This window comes from Pseudomonas sp. BF-B-15 (assembly GCF_019946675.1).
Classification (GTDB): Bacteria; Pseudomonadota; Gammaproteobacteria; order Pseudomonadales; family Pseudomonadaceae; genus Aquipseudomonas; species Aquipseudomonas migulae.
In genome coordinates this window covers 1-21,858 of record NZ_JAGYFZ010000034.1, presented here as the reverse complement: position 1 = coordinate 21,858, position 21,858 = coordinate 1, and the positions used below count along the sequence as shown (strand labels likewise).

23 protein-coding genes and 1 pseudogene are annotated in these 21,858 nt (G+C 60.4%); 15 read left to right on the top strand and 9 right to left on the bottom strand.

Annotated features, from left to right (window positions below):
- Window positions 1-54: 54 nt before the first annotated feature.
- The gene (locus tag KGA97_RS13420; protein WP_008024358.1) at window positions 55-300 is read right to left on the bottom strand and encodes a TIGR02647 family protein; all 246 of its coding nucleotides are present in this window, start codon (window positions 298-300) and stop codon (window positions 55-57) included.
- A gap of 270 nt (window positions 301-570) precedes the next feature.
- Entirely contained in the window at window positions 571-855 is a 285-nt protein-coding gene (locus tag KGA97_RS13415; RefSeq protein WP_008024357.1) for a hypothetical protein, read from the bottom strand.
- Window positions 856-979: 124 nt separating this feature from the next.
- Between KGA97_RS13415 and KGA97_RS13410 the strand changes: the two genes are divergently transcribed.
- Together KGA97_RS13410 and KGA97_RS13405 are read left to right on the top strand one after the other, a co-directional pair.
- A complete protein-coding gene (locus tag KGA97_RS13410; protein ID WP_223480914.1) occupies window positions 980-1,639 on the top strand; it encodes a glutathione S-transferase family protein in 660 nt (219 codons plus the stop codon).
- Between the two features lie 195 nt (window positions 1,640-1,834).
- Window positions 1,835-2,509, top strand: a complete 675-nt coding sequence (locus tag KGA97_RS13405; RefSeq protein ID WP_223450037.1) for a glutathione S-transferase family protein — start codon at window positions 1,835-1,837, stop codon at window positions 2,507-2,509.
- A 56-nt stretch (window positions 2,510-2,565) separates the two neighbouring features.
- Here KGA97_RS13405 and argH read toward each other — a convergent pair whose 3' ends face one another.
- Entirely contained in the window at window positions 2,566-3,960 is a 1,395-nt protein-coding gene (gene argH / locus KGA97_RS13400; protein ID WP_008040637.1) for an argininosuccinate lyase, read from the bottom strand.
- A 241-nt stretch (window positions 3,961-4,201) separates the two neighbouring features.
- Between argH and KGA97_RS29595 the strand changes: the two are divergent.
- From KGA97_RS29595 to rsd, 8 genes and pseudogenes are all read left to right on the top strand, one after another.
- Window positions 4,202-4,411: pseudogene (locus KGA97_RS29595) on the top strand (sensor histidine kinase); the annotation flags it as partial.
- Window positions 4,408-5,154 carry a LytR/AlgR family response regulator transcription factor gene (locus KGA97_RS13395; protein WP_008024350.1) on the top strand — a complete coding sequence of 249 codons (747 nt, stop codon included), beginning with the start codon at window positions 4,408-4,410 and terminating at the stop codon, window positions 5,152-5,154. The pseudogene KGA97_RS29595 and the gene KGA97_RS13395, both read left to right, overlap by 4 nt.
- A 138-nt stretch (window positions 5,155-5,292) precedes the next feature.
- Window positions 5,293-6,234, top strand: a complete 942-nt coding sequence (gene hemC / locus KGA97_RS13390; RefSeq protein WP_223415419.1) for a hydroxymethylbilane synthase — start codon at window positions 5,293-5,295, stop codon at window positions 6,232-6,234.
- Window positions 6,231-6,998 carry a uroporphyrinogen-III synthase gene (locus KGA97_RS13385; RefSeq protein WP_223480913.1) on the top strand — a complete coding sequence of 256 codons (768 nt, stop codon included), beginning with the start codon at window positions 6,231-6,233 and terminating at the stop codon, window positions 6,996-6,998. The genes hemC and KGA97_RS13385 overlap by 4 nt, the downstream gene beginning before the upstream one ends.
- A 16-nt stretch (window positions 6,999-7,014) precedes the next feature.
- Window positions 7,015-8,169 carry a uroporphyrinogen-III C-methyltransferase gene (locus tag KGA97_RS13380; protein ID WP_192227479.1) on the top strand — a complete coding sequence of 385 codons (1,155 nt, stop codon included), beginning with the start codon at window positions 7,015-7,017 and terminating at the stop codon, window positions 8,167-8,169.
- Window positions 8,166-9,404: a heme biosynthesis protein HemY gene (locus KGA97_RS13375; protein ID WP_223480912.1), complete on the top strand. Its 1,239-nt coding sequence runs from the start codon at window positions 8,166-8,168 to the stop codon at window positions 9,402-9,404. The genes KGA97_RS13380 and KGA97_RS13375 overlap by 4 nt, the downstream gene beginning before the upstream one ends.
- 230 nt (window positions 9,405-9,634) lie before the next feature.
- Entirely contained in the window at window positions 9,635-10,186 is a 552-nt protein-coding gene (locus KGA97_RS13370; protein ID WP_008040642.1) for a disulfide bond formation protein B, read from the top strand.
- Between the two features lie 178 nt (window positions 10,187-10,364).
- On the top strand, window positions 10,365-10,823 hold the full coding sequence (gene rsd / locus KGA97_RS13365) for a sigma D regulator (protein WP_150631439.1): 459 nt from the start codon (window positions 10,365-10,367) through the stop codon (window positions 10,821-10,823).
- A gap of 60 nt (window positions 10,824-10,883) precedes the next feature.
- On the opposite strand, the gene KGA97_RS13360 is transcribed toward rsd, so the two are convergent.
- Window positions 10,884-11,549 carry an FKBP-type peptidyl-prolyl cis-trans isomerase gene (locus tag KGA97_RS13360; RefSeq protein ID WP_207284923.1) on the bottom strand — a complete coding sequence of 222 codons (666 nt, stop codon included), beginning with the start codon at window positions 11,547-11,549 and terminating at the stop codon, window positions 10,884-10,886.
- A gap of 192 nt (window positions 11,550-11,741) precedes the next feature.
- Between KGA97_RS13360 and KGA97_RS13355 the strand changes: the two genes are divergently transcribed.
- A complete protein-coding gene (locus KGA97_RS13355) occupies window positions 11,742-12,944 on the top strand; it encodes an AlgP family protein (RefSeq protein ID WP_223480911.1) in 1,203 nt (400 codons plus the stop codon).
- Here the strand turns inward: KGA97_RS13355 and KGA97_RS13350 are convergent.
- On the bottom strand, window positions 12,941-13,405 hold the full coding sequence (locus KGA97_RS13350) for a TIGR02444 family protein (protein WP_192227484.1): 465 nt from the start codon (window positions 13,403-13,405) through the stop codon (window positions 12,941-12,943). The two genes, KGA97_RS13355 and KGA97_RS13350, sit on opposite strands and share 4 nt — an antisense overlap.
- Before the next feature lie 50 nt (window positions 13,406-13,455).
- On the opposite strand from KGA97_RS13350, the gene KGA97_RS13345 reads away from it, so the two are divergent.
- From KGA97_RS13345 to KGA97_RS13335, 3 genes are all read left to right on the top strand, one after another.
- On the top strand, window positions 13,456-15,366 hold the full coding sequence (locus KGA97_RS13345) for an ATP-binding cassette domain-containing protein (RefSeq protein ID WP_008040648.1): 1,911 nt from the start codon (window positions 13,456-13,458) through the stop codon (window positions 15,364-15,366).
- Window positions 15,366-15,947, top strand: coding sequence for a mechanosensitive ion channel family protein (locus KGA97_RS13340; protein ID WP_008040650.1), 582 nt, complete (start codon window positions 15,366-15,368; stop codon window positions 15,945-15,947). Before KGA97_RS13345 ends, KGA97_RS13340 begins: the two co-directional genes overlap by 1 nt.
- 219 nt (window positions 15,948-16,166) lie before the next feature.
- Window positions 16,167-16,799: a LysE family transporter gene (locus KGA97_RS13335; RefSeq protein ID WP_008024319.1), complete on the top strand. Its 633-nt coding sequence runs from the start codon at window positions 16,167-16,169 to the stop codon at window positions 16,797-16,799.
- Window positions 16,800-16,853: 54 nt separating this feature from the next.
- Here KGA97_RS13335 and KGA97_RS13330 read toward each other — a convergent pair whose 3' ends face one another.
- Genes KGA97_RS13330 through KGA97_RS13315 form a run of 4 tightly spaced genes read right to left on the bottom strand, consistent with a single transcriptional unit; the run spans window position 16,854 to window position 19,976 of the window.
- On the bottom strand, window positions 16,854-17,597 hold the full coding sequence (locus KGA97_RS13330) for a hypothetical protein (protein ID WP_008040655.1): 744 nt from the start codon (window positions 17,595-17,597) through the stop codon (window positions 16,854-16,856).
- 3 nt (window positions 17,598-17,600) lie between these two features.
- Window positions 17,601-18,191 carry a penicillin-binding protein activator LpoB gene (lpoB, locus tag KGA97_RS13325; protein WP_207284919.1) on the bottom strand — a complete coding sequence of 197 codons (591 nt, stop codon included), beginning with the start codon at window positions 18,189-18,191 and terminating at the stop codon, window positions 17,601-17,603.
- Window positions 18,192-18,224: 33 nt separating this feature from the next.
- Window positions 18,225-18,575 (bottom strand): YcfL family protein, encoded by a 351-nt coding sequence (locus KGA97_RS13320; protein ID WP_192227488.1) that lies wholly within the window; start codon window positions 18,573-18,575, stop codon window positions 18,225-18,227.
- Between the two features lie 15 nt (window positions 18,576-18,590).
- Complete coding sequence (locus tag KGA97_RS13315) at window positions 18,591-19,976, bottom strand: COG3014 family protein (RefSeq protein WP_223480910.1); 1,386 nt, start codon at window positions 19,974-19,976, stop codon at window positions 18,591-18,593.
- A 317-nt stretch (window positions 19,977-20,293) separates the two neighbouring features.
- Between KGA97_RS13315 and KGA97_RS13310 the strand changes: the two genes are divergently transcribed.
- Window positions 20,294-21,858: FTR1 family protein (locus KGA97_RS13310; RefSeq protein ID WP_223480909.1), on the top strand; the 1,565-nt coding region annotated here is incomplete at its 3' end.

Sequence of the window (21,858 nt, the reverse complement as noted above, 5' to 3'; positions counted from 1 at the left end):
GAAGAGTGCCCGCGGAAATCCCGTAGCGGGGGTTTCCGTGGGCGATACGGTGGGTCAGGCTGTTTCCTGGACGCTCAGAATGGTGAGAACGGTTTGCACACTTTGCGCGGCATCACGACCCAGGCTGGTCAGATAACCGCCATCGGGTTGGTCAATCAGTTCTTTTTCGAACAGGCGTTGAGCGGCAGCTATGGCTTTCGGGGCAGCGGTCTGATGAATTTTCAAACCTTCCTGGGAACTGTCCAGGTTGAAGAGTGCGAGGATTTCCAGTTCGGCAACCAACTCAGGGGTAAGCGACATAAGGACTCCAGACTTTCTAGGAATTGGACGACAGCGCCCCTAAGGTGATCCCACTCGCGCGGCATGTCCAGTGCTCACGACAGGGTTTTTTCTCTTCGGGAAGCATTCCCCGACAGCGGGGTGCGTACCAGTGTAGTCAGGGTCTGGGGGAAAGGCCTGGGGATTGTTTGTAGGAGCGAGGCTCGCCCGCGAAGAACGGTAACGCGGTGTTTCAGAGGGACCGCGGTGGATCTTTCGCGGGCAAGCCTCGCTCCTACACTAAGCGGGGGACTACTTCTTTTCCGGCGGCAATTCCGGCAAGGCACGCAGTGCCGCTTCGTACCATTCGGTGTTGAACGCGCGGTCTTCTTCGAGGATCGCGTCGATTTCTACCGCTAAAACGTGAGCCATCAGATTGAGGATTTCCTCACGCTCGTAACCCACCAGGGTCAACTTGTTGAAGGTCGCCTTGGCGGCTGGCGGGTTGTCGCTCTCGATCTGGTTTTCGATCGCTTCGATCAGGGTATTTTCGGTGAATTCTTCTTCGTCGCTATCGATGTCGGTTGGCTCGCTCATGGCAGGCTCCTCAAGTTAAGGCGGGCAGTTTACCTGCATTCAGCGCTGTGATGCTGCTGGCGAGAAACCCCCGGGCGTTCTATAAACAGGCACTGCCAACCCCGCACGGCCTGGAGGCTTCGTGATGCTCAAGCTTTATGGATTTTCCGTCAGTAACTACTACAACATGGTGAAACTGGCGTTGCTGGAGAAAGGACTGCCGTTCGAGGAAGTGCCGTTTTATGCGGGGCAGAGCCCTGAGGCGCTGGCCATCAGCCCGCGTGGCAAGGTGCCGGTGCTGCGCGTCGAGCAAGGGTTTGTCAACGAAACGTCGGTGATTCTCGAGTACATCGAGCAGAGCCAGAAAGGCACGCCGCTGCTGCCGAGCGATCCCTTCGAGCGCGCACAGGTCCTGGCGCTGGCCAAGGAAATCGAGCTGTACATCGAGCTGCCGGCTCGTGCCTGTTATGGCGAAGCATTTTTCGGCTCGCCTTTACCCGACGCCATCAAGGACAAGACCAAAGCCGAGTTGCTGCTGGGTTTTGCCTCGCTTGAACGGCACGGCAAGTTTGCCCCTTATGTTGCAGGCGATAGCCTGAGCATTGCGGATTTGTACTTCCTGTACAGCGTGCCGCTGGCCTGTGCGGTGGGCCACAAGTTGTTTGGTATTGACCTGTTGGCAGACATGCCAGCGGCCAAGGCATTGCTCGAGCGCCTGGAGCAGAACCCGAACGTGCAGCGGGTTGCGGCGGACAAGGATGCGGCGATGCCAGCGTTCCTGGCGATGGTGGCGTCCAAGAAATAAAGAAGTGGCGGCCATTGTGTGTCAGAAGATTCGCAATCTTTTGTCCCATATGGCCGTCGCCCTTGTCCGACGGGCCGTTCAGGCATTTGCGTCTTACGCGGTAATAACCGGGTTCTTCCACGGCCCCGGGTATTGGTTACTTTGAGCATCGATCGTTTCCGATCAGGAAACCTCCACGGTCAAGGAGACCCGACGATGCTCAAACTGTATGGCTTTGCCGCCAGCAATTATTTCAACATGGTCAAACTGGCACTCCTGGAGAAAGGCGTGCCGTTTGAAACGGTTCCGTTTCATGGATGCCAGAACCCGGACATCCTGGCGGTCAGCCCACGCGGGAAAGTGCCGGTACTGGAAACCGAACAAGGGTTCTTGAGCGAAACGGACGCGATCCTCGATTTCATCGAAGAGACTCAACCGGGCATTTCACTGTTGCCGCAAACGCCGTTTGAAAGGGCAGGCGTTCGAGCCATGGCCAAGGAGATCGAGTTGTATATCGAACTGCCGGCGCGAGTCTGTTATGTCGAGGTGTTCTTTGGTGGCAGGCCGACCCCCGAGGCGCTGAAGGCCAAATCCGAGCGAGACCTGATCAAGGGATTTGCCGCCCTGAAACACCGGGCGCGGTTTGCACCGTACGTGGCGGGCGAACAGTTCACCCTGGCCGATTTGTACTTTCTTTACAGCGTCGATCTGGCTGTTGACGTCGGAAAGCGTTTGTTCAACGTCGATTTCCTCGACGACATGCCCGGCGCCAAAGCGTTGCTGGAGCGCCTGGCGGATAACCCGAATGTACAAAAAGTCGCCGCTGACCGGCTGGCCGAGGCGCCTGCCTTTTTGCAGCGGGTGGGAGCCGTTGGGCGCGCGACAGCCTGAGCATAAAAAAGCTCGATGGCCGTTCAGCCATCGAGCTCAGGTGTTACAGAGACCGTTTAACGGCTGGCGAGCAACGCCTGGCCGCGAGCCACCGCCTGCTTGACCTGCGCCGGAGCGGTCCCGCCGATGTGGTCACGGGCGTTCACCGAACCTTCGAGGGTCAGCACGGCGAACACGTCCTGATCGATCTGGTCGCTGAACTTGCGCAGCTCTTCCAGGCTCATTTCCGCCAGGTCTTTACCGCTTTCCACGCCGTACTTCACGGCATGGCCAACGATTTCGTGGCAGTCACGGAACGGCAGGCCACGACGCACCAGATAGTCGGCCAGGTCGGTGGCGGTGGAGAAACCGCGCAGCGCCGCTTCGCGCATCATTGCGTGCTTGGGTTTGATCGCCGGGATCATGTCGGCAAAGGCCCGCAGCGAGTCGCGCAGGGTGTCGGCGGCGTCGAACAGTGGTTCCTTGTCTTCCTGGTTGTCCTTGTTGTAGGCCAAAGGCTGGCCTTTCATCAGGGTCAGCAGGCCCATCAGTGCACCGAATACGCGGCCGGTCTTGCCGCGAACCAGTTCCGGCACGTCCGGGTTTTTCTTTTGCGGCATGATCGAGCTGCCGGTGCAGAAACGGTCCGGCAGATCGATGAACTGGAACTGGGCGCTGGTCCACAGCACCAGCTCTTCGGAGAAACGCGACAAGTGCATCATCGCGATGCTCGCGGCCGAGCAGAACTCGATGGCGAAGTCACGATCGGACACGTTGTCCAGCGAGTTGCCGCCCACGGCGTCGAAGCCCAGCAGTTGCGCGGTGTATTCGCGGTCGATCGGGTACGTGGTGCCCGCCAGCGCGGCACTGCCCAACGGCATGCGGTTGGTGCGCTTGCGGCAGTCGACCAGACGCTCGTAGTCGCGACTGAGCATTTCGAACCAGGCCAGCATGTGGTGCCCAAAGGTCACCGGCTGCGCGGTTTGCAGGTGAGTGAAGCCCGGCATGATGCTGCCGGCTTCGCGCTCGGCCTGTTCCAGCAAGCCTTTTTGCAGGCGGGTGATTTCGCCCAGGATCAGGTCGATCTCGTCACGCAGCCACAGGCGAATGTCGGTGGCGACCTGGTCGTTACGGCTGCGGCCGGTGTGCAGCTTTTTACCGGTCACGCCGATGCGGTCGGTCAGACGCGCCTCGATGTTCATGTGCACGTCTTCGAGGTCGATGCGCCAGTCGAACTGGCCGGCCTCGATTTCACCCTGGATGGTCTTCAGGCCATCGGTGATGCTGTCGCGCTCGGCATCAGTCAGCACGCCGACCTTGGCCAGCATGGTGGCGTGGGCGATCGAGCCCATGATGTCGTGGCGATACAGGCGCTGGTCGAAAGTGACGGAGGCGGTGAAGCGGGCGACGAAGGCGTCGACGGGTTCACTGAAGCGGCCGCCCCAGGACTGATTGGTCTTGTCAGTGCTCATGAATTCGCTCGTATCGGCTGAAGAAAGATGGCGTTGAAAGCTGCGGCGGATAATAACAGGGTTGCCAATCCTGTCGCTGACACTGGTCGATACGTTTTTTTCTCATGCGTCGACCCATACTCAAGGCAGGCATTGTGGAAATTGCGCAACGATATTTTTCAATTGAGCAATAACGTGCCGGCAACCGTCTACAGTTGGACAGTAGGATCAGCGCACTTCCTGGCGCTGCAGCGGACGATAAGAAGAGGGGGTGTTCATATTGTGTATCAGCAAACCCTACGGCGATGCCTCGCCAACCGCCAATTGCCCGGCAAATAAAAATTTAGCAGTCGGACGGGCGGCACTTTTTGGCCCTCGCGCTAGTCTTAGCGTGGATCGCGGTGACAGACGTCACTTCACCTGTCTACGCTATCCTTGTGCGAGACTCACGCAGGAATCCAGCGCAATATGAATGTCCTGATCGTTGATGACGAACCCCTTGCCCGCGAGCGCCTGAGCCGAATGGTCGGCGAACTCGAGGGATACAGTGTCCTGGAGCCGAGCGCCACGAACGGCGAAGAAGCGTTGGCACTGATCGACAGCCACAAACCGGATATCGTGCTGCTCGATATCCGCATGCCGGGCCTCGATGGCCTGCAAGTGGCTGCACGATTGTGCGAACGCGAAACCCCGCCCGCCGTGGTGTTTTGCACAGGTCCCGATGAATTTGCCGTGGAAGCCTTACAGGCCAGCGCCGTAGGCTATCTGGTGAAACCTGTGCGTACAGAACAATTGCATGACGCGTTGAAAAAAGCCGAACGCCCCAATCGCGTCCAGCTCGCGGCTTTGACCCGTCCCGCCGCCGAAACCGGCAGCGGCCCGCGCAGCCATATCAGCGCCCGTACCCGTAAAGGTATTGAACTGATCCCGTTGGGGCAGGTGGTCTACTTCATTGCGGATCACAAATACGTGACCTTGCGCCATGAAGGCGGCGAAGTGCTGCTGGATGAGCCGCTCAAGGCCCTTGAGGATGAATTCGGTGACCGTTTCGTGCGGATCCACCGCAACGCCCTGGTCGCCCGCGAACGCATCGAACGCCTGCAACGCACGCCACTGGGGCATTTTCAGCTGTTCCTCAAAGGCCTGAACGGTGACGCTCTGATCGTCAGCCGACGCCATGTGGCCGGTGTGCGCAAAATGATGCAACAGCTTTAATTCGCCACCCGCAGGCGAACTTCTCACCCGATTGCCGGACGTCCGGGGCCAGGGAGGCCAGGCAATTCCTGATTCAAGTCAAAGCGGATTTGGTTGAGCTGTTATTATCTGCCGTATCTATTCAGTACGGATTGATCCATGTCCTCTCGCGAAATCCGCATCGCCACCCGCAAAAGTGCTCTCGCCCTGTGGCAGGCCGAATACGTCAAAGCCCGTCTGGAAGAGGCCCATCCAGGTCTGCTCGTGACGTTGGTGCCCATGGTCAGTCGTGGCGACAAGCTGCTCGACTCGCCGCTGTCGAAAATCGGCGGCAAGGGCCTGTTCGTCAAGGAGCTGGAAACCGCGCTGCTGGAAAATGAAGCCGACATCGCCGTGCATTCCATGAAAGACGTGCCGATGGACTTCCCGGAAGGCCTCGGTCTGTTCTGCATCTGCGAGCGAGAAGACCCGCGCGATGCCTTCGTCTCCAATACCTATGCCAGCCTGGACGAATTGCCGTCAGGCAGCATCGTCGGCACCTCCAGCCTGCGCCGTCAGGCTCAGTTGCTGACCCGTCGCCCGGACCTGGAAATCCGCTTCCTGCGCGGTAACGTCAACACGCGCCTGGCCAAGCTCGATGCCGGCGAATACGACGCCATCATCCTCGCGGCGGCCGGCCTGATTCGACTGGGCTTCGAGGATCGCATCACCTCGGCGATCAGCGTCGATGACAGCCTGCCGGCCGGGGGCCAGGGTGCCGTAGGCATCGAATGCCGCTCCGCCGACCGCGAAATTCACGCCTTGCTCGCGCCGCTGCACCATCAGGACACCGCCACCCGTGTCACCGCCGAACGTGCCCTCAACAAACATCTGAATGGCGGTTGCCAAGTGCCGATCGCCTGCTACGCCGTGCTGGAAGGCGAGCAGATCTGGTTGCGTGGCCTGGTGGGCGATCCGAGCGGCGGTCTGCTGCTCAGCGCCGAAGCCCGTGCGCCGCGCGGCGATGCCGAAGCACTGGGTGTGCGAGTGGCCGAAGACCTCCTGAGCCAGGGTGCCAACGACATTCTGAAAGCGGTCTACGGTGAGGCAGGTCACGAGTGACGGGCTGGCGCCTGCTGCTGACGCGTCCGGCGGATGAGTCGGCGGCGCTGAGCGCTGTGTTGGCCGAAGTGGGGATTTTCAGCAGCAGTTTGCCGCTTTTGGAAATTGAACCGATTCCGGCCTCTGCCACAATGCGCCTGGTGATTCAGGATCTGGATCGTTATTGCGCCGTGATCGTGGTCAGCAAGCCCGCCGCCAGAATCGCGGTGGACCTGGTCGACCAGTACTGGCCGCAAGCACCGCGCCTGAAGTGGTTCAGCGTAGGCGCGGCGACGGCGCAGATCCTTGATGAACACGGGTTGGACGTGAGTTTCCCGGCCGAGGGTGATGACAGCGAAGCCTTGCTGGAGCTTGCGTCGTTGCGCGAGGCTGTCGAGCAGCCTGATCCACGGGTGCTGATCCTGCGTGGGGAGGGTGGCCGCGAGTTGCTCGCTGAGCGTTTGCGCGAGCTTGGTGCTAGTGTCGACTATCTGGAGTTGTATCGCCGCAAGCTTCCACAGTATCCGCCGGCAACACTGCCTGAGCGGATCAAGGCGGAACGCTTGAACGGGCTGGTGGTCAGCAGTGGACAGGGTTTTGAGCATCTGTATCAATTGGCCGGCGATGCCTGGCCACAGTTGGCGCAGTTGCCGTTGTTTGTACCAAGCCCCAGGGTCGCCGAGCTGGCACGTGCCGCCGGGGCCCAAACAGTTGTGGATTGTCGTGGCGCGAGTGCCACGGCTTTGCTGACGGTGTTACGGGAGCATCCCGAACCCGTTCTCTAATGCAAAGGATGGATACGTGAGCGAAACAGCCTTGCCTAAAGATGACTCCCGGCCATTGATCGATGCGCCGGTAGATGCACCGGTAGAAAGTGCGCCACCTGCTGCAGAGCAGCGCCGAGGCAATGGGCTGGCAATCGTCGCGCTGTTGCTGGGCGCCGCCGGTGTGGCGGTGGGCGGTTGGGGTGTCTGGCAGGTGCGTCACCTGCAAGCCAATACGCAGGAGCAGTTGAGTCAGGTGCAGGCGTTGAACGATCAGGCGCAAAGCCTGAAGCTCAACGAGCAGCGCCTTAGCGCACGCCTTGAGCAAATGCCTGCCGCCGAAGAACTCGATGCCCGCAGCCGTCTGGTGATCCAGCTGCAAGGCGATCAGCAGCGCTTGAATCAACGCCTGGAAACCGTCCTCGGCGCCAGCCGCAAGGACTGGCGCCTGGCTGAGGCCGAACACTTGCTGCGCCTGGCCAGCCTGCGTCTTTCGGCGTTGCAGGACATCAACAGCGCTCAGGCCCTGGTGCAGGGCGCCGACGAAATTCTTCGCGAACAGAACGATCCGGGTTCCTTCGCCGCTCGCGAGCAAGTGGCGAAAACCCTGGTCGCCTTGCGCAGTACCGAACAGCCGGATCGCACCGGCCTGTTCCTGCGACTGGGTGCGCTGCGCGATCAGGTGGTCAGCCTCACCGAGCTGGCTCCCGAGTACAAGGACCGGGGCGATTCGCTGCTGGGCCTGACCGCCGATGGCGACGGCGCCAGTCGTTGGGCGCAGTGGTGGGATCAGATCTCGCGTTACATCCGTATCGATTTCAATGCCGATAAAAATGTCCGTCCGCTGCTGGCAGGGCAGAGCCTGAGCCAGGTGCGCCTGGCCTTGAGCCTGGCGCTGGAACAGGCGCAGTGGGCGGCGCTCAATGGTCAGGCTGCGGTCTACACCCAGGCGCTGGCCGAGGCGCGGGACGTGCTCAAGGGTAATTTCAACCCGGACAACCCGCAGAGCAAAGTGATGCTCGAGCAGGTTGGCGAACTGAGCAAGCAGCCGGTCACCGTGGTCACGCCGGACCTGACCGGCACGCTGAGCGCGGTTCAGGGCTATCTCGAGCGACGTAATGTCAACGCCGAGGACTCGATCAAACCCATGGCCAAACCTGCCGCAAGCACCGCGCAGGAGGCCACGCCATGAAACGCCTCTATGTGATCGTGTTTCTGGCCATCGCCGTTGCCGCCGCGCTGGGACTGGCGATTGCCGAACATGCCGGCTACGTGCTGATCGCCTACAAGAGCTTTCGTTTCGAATCGAGCCTGTGGGCCACCCTGGCGCTGGTGGCGGTGCTGTGGCTGGTGTTCTGGGGCATCAAGGCGTTGATCGAATTGGTGACGACCTCCAGTGGCGTGGTCAACCCATGGTCGCGGCGCAATCGCAGTCGTCGGGTGCAAGTGGCGATCGAGCACGGTCAGCTGGATTTGGCTGAGGGTCGCTGGGCCAGCGCGCAGCGTCATCTGCATCGCGCCGCCGAAGCCGAGCGCCAGCCGCTGCTTTACTACCTCGGCGCTGCCCGCGCGGCGAACGAACAAGGTCATTACGAAGAAAGCGACAACCTGCTGGAGCGCGCACTGGAGCGACAGCCTCAGGCCGAGTTGGCGATTGCCCTGAGTCACGCCCAATTGCAGACCGACCGTGGCGACACCGACGGCGCCCTGTCGACGTTGCAGGCGATGCATGAGCGTCACCCTCACAACGTACAGACCTTGCGCCAGTTGCAACGCTTGCATCAGCAGCGCGGCGACTGGTCAGCGGTGATTCGCCTGCTGCCGGAGCTGCGCAAGGACAAGGTCCTGCCGGCGGCCGAGCTGGCCGAACTTGAGCGCCGGGCCTGGGGCGAAAACCTGTCCCTGGCTGCGCGTCAGGAAGAAGACGGGACGGTGGGTTTGCAATCGCTCAACCGCGCTTGGCAACAACTCACCTCGGCTCAGCGCCAGGAGCCGCAACTGGTATTGGCGTATGCCGAGCAACTTCGGCAACTGGGCGCGCAGGTTGAGGCCGAAGAGGTCCTGCGAACGGCGCTCAAGCGCAACTACGACAGCCATCTGGCACGCCTTTACGGGCTGGTTCGCGGCAGTGACTCTGCGCGTCAATTGCAGACCGCCGAGGGCTGGCTCAAGGATCATCCGGCTGACCCGAGCCTGTTACTGACCCTTGGTCGTCTGTGTCTGCAAAACAGTTTGTGGGGCAAGGCCCGGGACTATCTGGAAAGCAGCCTGCGCGTGCAGCGCAACCCGGAAGCCTGTGCCGAGCTGGCTCGGCTGCTGGCGCAACTGGGCGACACCGAGCGCAGCAATCAGCTGTTTCAGGAAGGCCTTGGTTTGCTGGACGAACGCTTGCTGGCCGCGCCGCTACCGGCGCCGGTTCATGCCTGATTGTGTGGCGAGGGGGGCAAGCTCTCTCGCCACGCAGTAGGTGTTGCAGCGACGTTTTCTTACATTCGTAGAGCCTCGACGGCAAAGTCCTACAGAGGACTACACCTGATCCTCTCGCTTCTGTCGGGAATTCCCTACACCTCTGCTGAAGTGTCCTTGCTGGCTTGCCTTGAAAGGCTGCTGCGCTTTCCTCTACCGTAACCACTTGTCTCTACTGGTACGGAAAAGCCATGACGTTGGCCTGCTCACGCTCCTTGTTTTTCATGGTTTTCATTGCCGGCGCGCTGGCGTTGGGCGTTTCCTACTACCTGGAATATGCAGTCGGCCTCAAGCCCTGCGGGCTGTGCCTTTTACAGCGGATTTGCCTGGCGGTGCTCACGGGTGTCTGCCTGATGGCTTCGGTTCATGGCCCCGGACGCTTCGGTTCGTTCTTGTACTGGCTGCTCGGTTTGCTGTGCAGTCTGGCGGGTACGGTGACGGCGTGGCGTCAGGTGTTGTTGCAAGGCGATCCGGTGCAACAGCTGTCAGCGTGCTCGCTCAGCCTGACGGACCCGTTCGCAAGCACCCCCTTGGTTTATGTGGTGCAGCAGATGTTCAAGGGCACGGCCGAATGCGCACAGATTTCCTGGACGCTGTTTGACCTGAGCCTTCCCGAGTGGAGTCTGCTCTTCTTCATCGCCATGACGATCCTGAGTGTTTACCAGTTGCTGCGCGTGGTCTGGATCGCTTGTCAGCGACCGCTCAGCGGCACGTCGTCGCACCGGGCGCTGGTCGGCGATTAAACACTTGTATGAACTTTATCTGCTGCGTACCTTGAAGCCACAGTCGCGCGGGCATAATCTGGCCCGCACGTGTCATTGGAATTATGTTGCTCGAATGACGCTCTGCCTGGCCGACTCTTGATCTTCAAGTGTGCGACAGGTGTAGAGCAGCATGACCCACAAGGGAAGAGAGACCGCCATGCTCGAAAGTTGTCAGAATGCTCAGGAACGCTGGGGTGGAGTGCATCTGCTGATCGATCGCTGGTTGCAGGAACGTCACGAACTGGTTCGGGCCTATGATGATCTCGGCGCCAAGCCTGAGGCGCTGGGTGAGAACCGCAAGCCATTGCAGGAATTCTGCGGCGTGCTGGTCGATTACGTGTCTGCCGGGCACTTCGAGATCTACGAACAGCTGACGGGGGAGGCCAAGGCTTTCAACGACAAGCGTGGTCTGGAACTCGCCGAGACCATCTACCCGCGCATCGACGTCATCACCGAGAAGCTGCTCGCGTTCAACGACCTGTGTGACGCAGGCAAGTGCGTAGCAGAGAAATTCAAAGAGCTGGGTGGCTTGTTGCACGAACGCTTCGAACTGGAAGACTGCCTGATCGAAGTGCTGCACACCGCTCACAAGGAAGAGGATTCGGTTCAGGCCTGAACCCCTTCCTGCCACACCTCAAAACGGTGCGCTTTGCGCGCCGTTTTTCGTTTCCGCTGTTTAGCTGGTGGCGCCGCGCAATTCGACTTCGAATACCAGCGGCGTGAACGGCTCGATCAAGTCGCCGGCACCGTCGGCGCCATAGGCTTGGGCCGATGGAATCACCAGTCGCCACTTCGCACCGACCGGCATGTTTTGCAGCGCGCTGCGCCATCCGCTGATCACGCTGTCGAGACTGAACCATTGCGGTTGAGTGTTCTGATCGAACACGGTGCCGTCGGGAAGACGACCGACGTACAGCACCTGGACCTTGCCATTCGGACCGGCTTTCGCGCCGGTGCCGGGTGTCAGCTCCGTCAGCAATATTCCATCGGCCAGTTCGCGAACGCCGGGTCTGGTTTTTTCTTCGGCGAGAAATCGGTGCTCTTTTTCGAGGGCGGCTTCGCTTTGTGGCGGAGGCGACTGCAAAGCTGTCTGCGCTTCGTGCTCGGTCAGAATCTGTTCGATCTGCTCATCCTTCAGGGCCAGGGGTTTGCCTTGATAGGCTTGCTGCAAACCTTCGACCAGCGCCTGCAGTTGCAGGTCGGGAACCTCCAGGCGCAAGCGTTCGCCGAGGCTCGCGCCCAGGCTGTAAGCGAGATCGTGAGCTTCATTTTCCTGGGTTTTTTCGGCGGCTTGAGCGATGGAAAAAAACACGCACAGCGATAAAAAAAGGTAGCGCGACATGGGCACTCTCCGACCTGAGATGCGGCAGATTATGCCAGTGTGAATGCGTTCGACAGTGAACTTGTTTTGCGTAAGCGCAGAAGATTTTCGATCCGTTGCAACGCGACGCTTTCGATACTGTCAACATGCCCTAGCGGCGGTAGCAGCAGAGGTCTAGTATGAGCCGCACCCACGTCAGCCAGGAGGTAAACCATGTCGGCCACCAAGAAGCCTGTAAATACCCCGTTGCACTTACTCCAACAACTGTCGGGCAGCTTGCTCGAGCATTTGGAAACCGCTTGTTCCCAAGCCTTGGCTGATGCTGAAAAACTGCTCGCCAAACTGGAAAAACAGCGCGGAAAAGCACAAGAGAAATTGCACAAATCCCGCACCAAATTGCAGGACGCTGCGGCGGCCGGCAAAGCCAAGGCACAAGCCAAGGCGAAGGACGGCGTGCAGCAACTCGAAGACGTGCTCGATGCCCTCAAGGATCGTCAGTCCGACACCCGCGCCTACATTCTGCAACTCAAACGCGATGCCCAAGAAAGCCTGAAACTGGCCCAGGGCGTCGGTCGTGTTCAAGAGGCTGTCGCCAAGGCGTTGTCCTTGCGTGCGGCCAAGCCAGCTGCGGCCCCTGCGAAGAAAGCCGCTGCCAAACCGGCTGCTGCAAAAGCACCGGCCAAACCTGCCGCCAAGGCACCTGTGAAAGCGGCGGCTAAACCTGCAGCTAAACCTGCGGCGAAAAAACCAGTCGCTGCCAGCGCTGCTAAACCGGCTGCAAAACCAGCCGCTAAAACTGCTGCTGCCAAACCTGCTGCCAAGCCAGCCGCTGCCAAAACAGCTGCCGCAAAACCGGCTGCAAAAACCACTGCTGCCAAACCGGCCGTAGCGAAAACTGCAGCGGCCAAACCCGCCGCAAAACCGGCAGTTAAAACGGCTGCAAAACCAGCCGCTAAAACTGCTGCTGCGAAGCCTGCTGCCAAGCCAGTCGCCGCTAAAACCGCTGCCAAGCCAGCGGCAAAACCAGTGGCTAAAACTGCTGCTGCGAAACCTGCTGCCAAACCGGCCGCTACCAGGACTGCCGCTGCAAAACCTGCGACTGCAAAACCTGCCGCCGCTGCCAAGCCAGCCACCGCGGCAAAACCTGCCGCAGCGAAACCAGCAGCGAAACCAGCAGCCAAACCTGCCGCTGCCAAGCCGGCTGCAAAACCAGCTGCCAAGCCAGCAGCCAAACCAGCCGTGAAAAAACCGGCCGCTGTTGCCAAGCCGACCCCGGTAATTGCTGCCAAGCCAGCGACACCGGCGCCATCCGCTTCGGCCGCGCCTGCACCAGCAGCCTCCACCTCGACAGTCACCACGGCGCCAACGCCTGTCGCACCGTCGAGCACCAGCTCCACCCCAACCAGCGCTTCCTAAGTGCCGGTTGCCGCGACGCGCAGCTGATGCAGCGCGTCGCGGTCCAGGTGGGCGGCACCCGCCGCCACACCCTCCAGCCAGGCCGATAAATCGGTCGCCTCACACTGCGGCCAATTCAACGCCGCTCGCTCCAGCCGCATCAGCAAATGCCGCTCGGCTTCCAGCTCCAGCGTTTTTACTTGTTCGCGTAACGCATTCAGTTCGGCGTCCTCAGTCGCGACGACTTTCCATCGCATGCGCAAGGCGCGCAGCGGTTGAACAACATCCGCGTCCCAAGGCTGCGCCACGTTGCGAAGCTGCTGAAGTCGATGCTCGTTGCAGGCGACTCCCCGCTGGCCAAGCCACAACCCGCATAGCAACAGGCACACATTCACCCCCGTCGATTGCAGGGTCAGGCACGCGGCTTCAACGCCGGGACGGGCGTAAGTGCCAAGGGAAAAGCTCCACAGGTCAGAGGACATAGTGCTACTCGCGCCAGTTGCGAGCGAAGCTGGTAGACTCCGCCGCCATTATGATTCGACTTCAGAACCTGACTTTACAGCGTGGCCCGCAACGTCTGCTAGAAGACGCCGAGCTGACCCTGCACGCCGGCCACAAAGCCGGCCTCATCGGTGCCAACGGCGCCGGCAAATCGAGCCTGTTCGCCTTGATCCGGGGCGAACTGCACCCGGACTCGGGTGATTGCTTCCTGCCGGCCGACTGGCGCATCGCCCACATGCGCCAGGAGATCGAGACGCTCGAACGCCTGGCGGTCGACTACGTGCTCGATGGCGACCTGCGCCTGCGCGAGGTGCAACGTGACCTCGCCGCGGCCGAAGCCGCCCATGACGGCACCGCTCTGGCCCGCCTGCACTCGGAACTCGACAGCGCCGACGGTTACACCGCCGACGCTCGTGCCCGCAAGCTGCTGGCCGGGCTTGGGTTCACCAATGAGCAGATGGATCGCCAGGTCGGCGATTTCTCCGGTGGCTGGCGGATGCGCCTGAACCTGGCGCAGGCATTGATGTGCCCCTCGGACTTGCTGCTGCTCGACGAACCGACCAACCACTTGGACCTCGACGCCATCATCTGGCTCGAAGAATGGCTGAAAAGTTACCCCGGCACCTTGCTGCTGATTTCCCACGACCGGGATTTTCTCGACGCCGTGGTCGATCACGTGGCCCACGTCGACCAACGCAAGATCACCCTGTATCGCGGTGGTTACAGCGCTTTCGAACGTGCCCGCGCCGAACGTCTGGCCCAGCAACAGCAAGCCTACGAGAAGCAGCAGGCGCAACGTGCGCACATGGAAAGCTACATCGCCCGCTTCAAGGCCCAGGCCACCAAGGCCCGCCAGGCCCAGAGCCGGATCAAGGCGCTGGAGCGGATGGAAGAGTTGTCCGCCGCCCACGTCGATTCGCCGTTCGACTTCGTCTTCCGCGAGTCGACGAAGATTTCCAGCCCGCTGATCGATCTGTCCGATGCCCGTCTGGGCTACGGCGACAAAACCGTGCTGGAGAAGGTCAAGCTGCAACTGACCCCCGGCGCGCGCATCGGTTTGCTCGGCCCCAACGGCGCCGGTAAATCGACCCTGATCAAAAACCTCGCCGGTGAGCTTTCGCCGCTGGCCGGTCGGCTGACCCGTGGCGAGAACACTGTCGTCGGTTACTTCGCCCAGCATCAGCTCGATTCCCTCGACTCGAAGGCCAGCCCGTTGCTGCACTTGCAGCGTCTGGCGCCAACCGAGCGTGAGCAGACGTTGCGCGACTTCCTCGGTGGTTTCGACTTCCGCGGCGCGCGCATCGACGAACCAGTGCTGAACTTCTCCGGTGGCGAGAAGGCACGTCTGGCCCTGGCGTTGATCGCCTGGGAGCGGCCGAACCTGTTGCTGCTCGACGAACCGACCAACCACCTGGACCTGGAAATGCGCCTGGCGCTGACCATGGCCCTGCAGGAATTCAGCGGTGCGGTACTGGTGGTCTCCCACGATCGTCATTTGCTCAAAAGCACCACCGACAATTTCTATCTGGTGGCGGACGGCAAGGTCGAGGAGTTTGATGGCGACCTGGAAGACTACGCCCGTTGGCTGGTCGACTACCGTCAGCGCAACGCCCCGGTCAGCACCACGCCGGTCAATCCGGACAAGACTGACAAGAAGGCCCAGCGTCAGGCCGCCGCTGCGTTGCGTCAGCAACTGGCACCGCACAAGCGTGAGGCTGACAAGCTCGAAGCCGAGCTCGGCAAGCTCCACGAGAAGCTGGCGAAGATCGATACCAGCCTCGGCGACAGCGACATTTACGAGCCGGCGCGCAAGAACGACCTGCGTGATCTGCTGGCCGAGCAAGCCAAGCTGAAAGTGCGTGAAGCCGAACTGGAAGAAGCCTGGATGGAAGCCCTGGAATTGCTGGAAAGCATGCAGGCGGAGCTGGAGGCGCTGTCCTGATGGAGGCGTTCAAGCTGCCGCTGCCGGCGGTGTGGGTCGAGCCGATCTGGCTCGTCGTGCAAATCCTGCTGATTCTGTTGGCCGGTTACTTCACCCAGCGCTTTGTTGCGAAGTGCCTGACACGCCTGGGCGAGCGCTACCCGTTTCCGCCGCAGTTGCTGATGCCGCTGCGGGGCGGCCTGCGCTGGCTGATCATGGGCAGTGCGCTGATTTTCGTGCTGGAACGCCTCGGGGTGTCGGCGACGGTGCTCTGGACCGCACTGTCCGGCTTCGTCGCGGTCGCGGCGGTGGCGTTTTTCGCCATGTGGAGCGTGCTCTCCAATCTGCTCTGCGCGATCCTGATCTTCACCGTCGGCCCGTTTCGCCTCGGCGATGTGGTCGAGTTGGTGGACACCACTGACAAGCCTGGCGTCAAAGGTCGGGTGGTGGCGATCAATCTGCTTTACACCACGTTGATCGAAGCTGAAGAGCTTGGGACCGGCAGTGCGATGGTTCAGGTGCCTAACAGCCTGTTCTTCCAGCGCTCGGTTCGACGCTGGCGTGGTAGTGATGTATTCCCCTCGAACGGGTTCGAAAAGTAAGCCTTTTGCTGCTGACACACCGCTATCGCGAGCAGGCTCGCTCCCACAGTGGATCTATGGCGCTCACATATTTTGTGTTCGCTGAAGATCAAACTGTGGGAGCGAGCCTGCTCGCGATAGGGACTTCAAGTTGTAACATCCCGCAAAAAAATCGGTAGTCATCGGCCCAAAGCCGCATTAGCTTAGACATCTGTTTACGAGTCTGAGTCGAGGTGTGCGATGGAGCTTCAAACATGGCTGGCGTTTTTTGCCGCCTGCTGGGTGATCAGCCTGTCTCCCGGTGCCGGCGCCATTGCGTCGATGTCCAGCGGTCTGCAATACGGTTTCTGGCGCGGTTACTGGAATGCCCTGGGTCTGCAATTGGGCCTGGCGGTGCAGATCGCGATTGTCGGCGCCGGTGTCGGCGCGATCCTCACGGCGTCGGCCAGCGCTTTTTATGCGATCAAATGGTTCGGCGTGGCGTACCTGGTTTATCTCGCGATCAAGCAATGGCGCGCACTGCCCAGCGACATGAGCGATGACGCGGCGGTGCGTCAGATCGGCAAGCCGATGGCCCTGGTGTTCCGCGGTTTCCTGGTCAACATCAGCAACCCCAAGGCCCTGGTGTTCATGCTGGCGGTGTTGCCGCAGTTTATCGACCCGCATGCGCCATTACTGGTTCAATACCTGATCATCGGCGTAACCATGGTCTGCGTTGACCTGATCGTCATGGCCGGTTACACCGGGCTGGCGTCCAAAGTGCTGCGCATGTTGCGCACGCCCAAGCAGCAAAGACGCATGAACCGCACGTTTGCCGGGCTGTTCATTGGCGCTGCGGCGTTTATGGCGACGCTGCGCAAAGCGGCGGTGTAAAACCGCCAGGCACAAAAAAGGCGACCCTTGAGGTCGCCTTTTTCGTTCAAGGGATCAGCGCAAAATGACCGGCTCTGTATCCTCTGGCAGGTTATTGCTCAACGGCGCCTGCTCTTGCTGCTCATTCCCGCTGCCACCCAGTTGTTCGCTCAACTGACGAGCCACATCTTCCCCCAGGGACTTGGACACCTCTCGTACCAACCGTGGGCGACTCTGTGAGATCTTCGCGTCCCGATGGTTCGTCAACTTGGTGTCCTGGCCTTCGCCCATCGCCGTGAAGGCCGAGGTGATTTCGAAGGTTTTGGTGTCGATCAGGCTGAAATCCGCCACCAGGGTCAGTGCCAGCACCGAGGAATAGCTGTTGGTGTTGGGTATCTCGTTGACATCACTGTTGAAGTCTACGTCCGACAAGGTGCCGAACAGTACATAGTCGGCGCCCTCGAAGTTGCCGGCCTTGATCCGCTCGATCACGTCATAGATATCGACTTTGGATTCGGCGGTGTGCGGCTTGCCTTGCACCAGCTGGAACATTCCGGAGCGCAGCATCTGGCCCTTGATGTCGCCGGTGAATTTGCGCAGCTCGGTTTGCTCGATGTAACTGGTTTTGGATTCGAACGAGTCGTAGCTCGAAGAACCGCTGGAGCTGTACTCACCCTCGCGGTAATTGTCCTTGGACGAAACGGTGTGGATGTACTGCTCCACGCGCTCCTCGTATGCCAGGTCGGTTACTGCGACTTTCGGGGCCGCCTGCACGCTGAACGTGCAAGCCAGGGCCATCATCCCAATCCATGCGCGCATTGATTAATGCTCCGTAGTTTTTCGGATCTCTTTTTCGTCCATCCACTCGGCCAGACCGCTTTCAACGTCGATCAATTGCAGGCTGAATTTGTAGAAGACGTCCTTGTACTCGCTGCTGCGCTTGACGATCGAGCTGATCGAACCTTCAAGGCGGTATTTGGCGGCGATCATGTTGCCGATCTTGGACACGGTGGCTTTCTTGTACAGACCGCTCTGGTTTTGCAGCTGGATCTGATCAACCTGGTTCTGCATGTCGGCGTTGTCGCTGGAGAAGCGTGCCGTGCCCGATTTCATCAGTTGGGTCTTGATGGTGGTGGTGATTTCACGGGTGTCGATGTATTCGCTGGTCTTGTTCTTCACGTCGTAGACCTGGACCACCGGGCGTCCACGCAGAATGCCGGACTGGGCGAGAGAGCGGGTCATGGACTCGGCGATGATCTGCAGGTCGGTGGAGCTGAACTCGTTGGTGATGGTTTCCACAGCCTTGGTGTCGCCATAGCTGGTGTTCTTGCTGCCCAGGGTCGGTGGGTGGTTGCTGGCGCAACCACTGGCCAGGAGGGCGATAGCGGCAATAATCGAAAAGCGTACAAACATGGGAATGCTCTCTGAAGCTGAACGAATAGGGTGTTAAGGCGTATTGATTTCCAGGCGGAAATCCACGGCCTTGGGGGTGGGCGCTATGGCCTGAATGTAGCGGGTCTGCTCGCCGTACATCATCTGGCTCTTCCAGGTTTCTTCTTCGGCAACCGGGAAGCCATCAGGGTCGAGCCAGGCAAAGCGGTAGTAGAAGGTCTTGTTGTCGGAGCTGGTGTTGCTCAGCTGTGTATTGACCGTAATGAAGCCGTTTTCCCGGGCGACACGCATGGCGTCGATCTCAATGTCCCTTAGCTTGCCCAAGGCCACGACCTTGCTGGCGGCTGTTGTGGCGCAACCGGCCAACAAGGCCAGGATGACGACAGCGATGAGTTTGAAGCGCATGGGAAGACTCCGTAATTAAAGTTGTTTGAAGCTGGCCACGGCTGTCGGGCTGGCGCTCGGGGTCGCGTGAACGGCCAGGCCGCTGGCGAAGACCTGGTTGCCCACGGCGCGCAGGCTGATGACTTGATAGTGCTGGTCAACGGTGATCTTGAGCACTGTCGTTCCAACCGCGACCTGGTGCTCGCCTTTCTTCAGGCGCAGGCGCACGACATGGGTGTTGTCCGGCAGGGTGCGCCACGTACGGGTATCGGCACCTTCGAGCACGGTTGAACTGTAACCGACTGCCATGCCCGCCAACTGGCTGACTTGTTGGATCTTTTCCTGCGCCACGCCACGGGTAGCCGCACGAACAGTGGTGCGCACAATGATGCCAGGCATGTCGTCACGCAGTGCGCGGCGGGACATGGTGGTAATGCTGTTGAGTTGCGTCAGGGTGAGTTGCTGACCGTCCACGCCAATCTGGGTGAGCGGGGCGGTGGAGGTATCTGGCTTGATGACCGGGAAGGACAGCGGAGCGATCACCACGCCGGCGCTGATCGGCAGAGTCAGTGGCAAGCGGATCGAACCCCGGGCCGGCGCCAGCCCGCTTTGCACGACGATCAGGATGTCGCTGTCTTCGTCCTCGGCACTTTTCTGGTCCAGATCCTTCAATGCCTGCTCCAGCAGCGGAGTGTTCGGGCGCAGTTCGGCTGCTGTGCGGTAACCCGGTGCGGCCAGGCCTTTTTCGCCCAGGGCTTCGTAGACGAAGCCGGCCAGGTAATGGCTGAAGGCACTCTGGTAGCTGTTTTTCAGCCCAACCACTTCAGGTGCGTCGAGGCTGGCGACGGGATAGCCATACAAGTCTTTTAACTCGGTCTTGATGCCTACCTTATCGGCTTCCTCTTCGCTCTTGAGGTATTCCTTGTCGCGCAGGTCGGCGATCACCGCTTCTCGTTCGTGGGTTTTCTTGATCGCGATACGTGCGCCGTCGAAGTCGTTGACGGCCAGCAGATTCAGGGCCATTTGCGTGGTCAGCATGACTTTTTCGTAGTCGTAGCCTTCGTAGCGGCGGACCTTGTCGTTCACCAGGAAGCTGCCGAACTGAGCGAGGTACTTGCCGGCATCGAGTTTGACCGACTCTTCCCATTGACCGACCACGACATCGGCGCTGCTCCAGGCGCTCTGGCTGCCGGACAGATCGCCCTTGGCGCGCAGCAGTTCACCCTTCTCGAAGTAGTAGAGGAGGTCCTTGTCGGCACCGAAGTTGTTCTTTTCCAGCAGGGTCAGCGCCGCATCGATATTGCCGGAAGCCAGCTGCATGTTGGTTTGTGCGAGCTCCGAGTCGTAGTTGCGAAACACCGAACAGCCGGAGAGGAGTGTGACAGCGCTGACCGCAATCACTGCAAGGGCGCGGGAGGCCATAGGTACTTCTTCCGTGAATGGTGATCAGCCGCGCTTGCTGGTCGGGCTTTTTGGACCTATCGGCGCAGACGGGCGTCCTGCCAATTCCTCATAAGCAGAGGAGCTTTGAGTGCCATATCGATCAATTGAAGGCTCGTCATTATAGACAGGGAAGGTGGCGCAGTAATGGCTTTTTGATTGCTGCTAAACATAAAGATGCCATCATCTGGCAAAAACACCATTCGAGGTCTGCGACGGCGTTTCAGACAACAAAGCTTGAGCGAAACTCATTCGAAGTGAACAATGTGTTACTTCGTATTTCCAATTGAGATTCATTCATGACTGCCCCGTCCCGTTTCTTGGCCTGGCTGGTATTGCCGCTGTTTGCCTTGTGCAGTTCCAATCTGCTGGCCGACACCGTAGAAGGTGCGCCGCAAGCGCTGCATTTGCTTGATTACATCGGCGCCGATTACCCGGAGTCGGTCGAGTCCGGCAAAGTCATCAATGAGTCTGAATACCGCGAGCAGCTGGAATTCAGCAAGGTGCTGCAAGGCCTGATCGCCGGCCTGCCGGCCAAGCCGGAAAAAGCGGTGCTGGAGCAGGGTGTCAGCACACTGCGCAAATCCATCGCTGCGCGGCAGGACGGCTCGGACGTTTCCCGTCAGGCACGGCAGCTCGGTGCGAAGCTGGCGGTGGCCTATGAGGTCAGTCAGGCGCCGATCATTACGCCGGACCCAACCCGTGGTGCGTCGATGTACACCCAGCATTGCTCGGTCTGCCATGGCGATGCGGGGGCCGGTGATGGCCCTGCCGGTGTCGGCCTGACGCCGCCGCCGGCCAATCTGCGCGATGCCGCGCGGTTGGACCGCCTGAGCCTGTACGCGATCTACAACACCTTGGGGATGGGCGTCGAAGGCACTGACATGCCGGCCTTCGCCGACCAGCTGGACGATCGTCAGCGCTGGGACCTGGCGACCTACATCGCCGGTTTCAGTGCCGATCCGGCCGCAGCCGCATCTGAAAAGACCTACAACATCGCCGACCTGGCCCGTCAGACTCCGGCCGAAGTGCTGGCTGCCGAAGGCCCGCAAGCGGCAGCGACTTTCCGTGCGCAGCGTGCGCAACCGCCGCAGGTCAAGCGTGGCCCGGCGCAGTTGCTCGACTACACCGCTGCAACGCTGGACAAAAGTATCGCGGCCTATCGTGCCGGCGATCACGACCAAGCCTATGACCTGTCGGTGGCGGCGTACCTGGAAGGTTTCGAACTGGTCGAAAGCTCACTGGACAACGTCGACGCCAACGTGCGCAAGGACACCGAAAAATCGCTGATGGCGTACCGTCAGTCTTTGCAGGACGGTTTGCCGGTGGCCCAGGCCCAAGAGCGTCTGGAGGCGGCCAAAGCCAAGTTGAAAGAGTCTGCCGGCCTGTTGGGCAGTGATGGCCTGAGTTGGTCCTTGAGTTACATCTCCGGTCTGCTGATTCTGTTGCGCGAAGGTCTGGAAGCGATTTTGGTGCTGGCGGCGATCCTTGCCTTCCTGCGCAACACCGGCCAGCAATCGGCGGTGCGCAGCGTCAACGTTGGTTGGGGCCTGGCGTTGCTGGCCGGTCTGGCGACCTGGGCGCTGGCGGCGTACGTGATTGATGTCAGCGGCTCGCAGCGTGAATTGCTGGAGGGTGCGACGGCGTTGTTCGCCGCGGTCATGGTGCTCTGGCTCGGCGTGTGGATGCACGACCGTCGCCACGCGGCGGCCTGGCAGGATTACATCAAGAGCAGCCTGGTGGGCGGCGGTGGCCGTTTCGGTTTTGCGACACTGGCGTTTTTCTCGGTGTACCGCGAACTGTTCGAAGTGATTCTGTTCTACGAAACCCTGTGGTTGCAGGCGGGGCCGGCGGGGCATAACGC

Bases quoted from the DNA above. Each gene is read 5' to 3' on its own strand.
- lpoB (WP_207284919.1), bottom strand. From the start codon at position 18,191: ATGTTTGTACGCTTTTCGATTATTGCCGCTATCGCCCTCCTGGCCAGT.
- argH (WP_008040637.1), bottom strand. From the start codon at position 3,960: ATGAGCACTGACAAGACCAATCAGTCCTGGGGCGGCCGCTTCAGTGAA.
- KGA97_RS13340 (WP_008040650.1), top strand. From the start codon at position 15,366: ATGGAGGCGTTCAAGCTGCCGCTGCCGGCGGTGTGGGTCGAGCCGATC.
- KGA97_RS13370 (WP_008040642.1), top strand. From the start codon at position 9,635: ATGACGTTGGCCTGCTCACGCTCCTTGTTTTTCATGGTTTTCATTGCC.
- KGA97_RS13395 (WP_008024350.1), top strand. From the start codon at position 4,408: ATGAATGTCCTGATCGTTGATGACGAACCCCTTGCCCGCGAGCGCCTG.
- KGA97_RS13330 (WP_008040655.1), bottom strand. From the start codon at position 17,597: ATGCGCGCATGGATTGGGATGATGGCCCTGGCTTGCACGTTCAGCGTG.
- KGA97_RS13405 (WP_223450037.1), top strand. From the start codon at position 1,835: ATGCTCAAACTGTATGGCTTTGCCGCCAGCAATTATTTCAACATGGTC.
- KGA97_RS13360 (WP_207284923.1), bottom strand. From the start codon at position 11,549: ATGTCGCGCTACCTTTTTTTATCGCTGTGCGTGTTTTTTTCCATCGCT.
- KGA97_RS13345 (WP_008040648.1), top strand. From the start codon at position 13,456: ATGATTCGACTTCAGAACCTGACTTTACAGCGTGGCCCGCAACGTCTG.
- KGA97_RS13315 (WP_223480910.1), bottom strand. From the start codon at position 19,976: ATGGCCTCCCGCGCCCTTGCAGTGATTGCGGTCAGCGCTGTCACACTC.
- KGA97_RS13350 (WP_192227484.1), bottom strand. From the start codon at position 13,405: ATGTCCTCTGACCTGTGGAGCTTTTCCCTTGGCACTTACGCCCGTCCC.
- KGA97_RS13355 (WP_223480911.1), top strand. From the start codon at position 11,742: ATGTCGGCCACCAAGAAGCCTGTAAATACCCCGTTGCACTTACTCCAA.
- KGA97_RS13320 (WP_192227488.1), bottom strand. From the start codon at position 18,575: ATGCGCTTCAAACTCATCGCTGTCGTCATCCTGGCCTTGTTGGCCGGT.
- KGA97_RS13410 (WP_223480914.1), top strand. From the start codon at position 980: ATGCTCAAGCTTTATGGATTTTCCGTCAGTAACTACTACAACATGGTG.
- KGA97_RS13415 (WP_008024357.1), bottom strand. From the start codon at position 855: ATGAGCGAGCCAACCGACATCGATAGCGACGAAGAAGAATTCACCGAA.
- KGA97_RS13420 (WP_008024358.1), bottom strand. From the start codon at position 300: ATGTCGCTTACCCCTGAGTTGGTTGCCGAACTGGAAATCCTCGCACTC.
- hemC (WP_223415419.1), top strand. From the start codon at position 5,293: ATGTCCTCTCGCGAAATCCGCATCGCCACCCGCAAAAGTGCTCTCGCC.
- rsd (WP_150631439.1), top strand. From the start codon at position 10,365: ATGCTCGAAAGTTGTCAGAATGCTCAGGAACGCTGGGGTGGAGTGCAT.
- KGA97_RS13335 (WP_008024319.1), top strand. From the start codon at position 16,167: ATGGAGCTTCAAACATGGCTGGCGTTTTTTGCCGCCTGCTGGGTGATC.
- KGA97_RS13375 (WP_223480912.1), top strand. From the start codon at position 8,166: ATGAAACGCCTCTATGTGATCGTGTTTCTGGCCATCGCCGTTGCCGCC.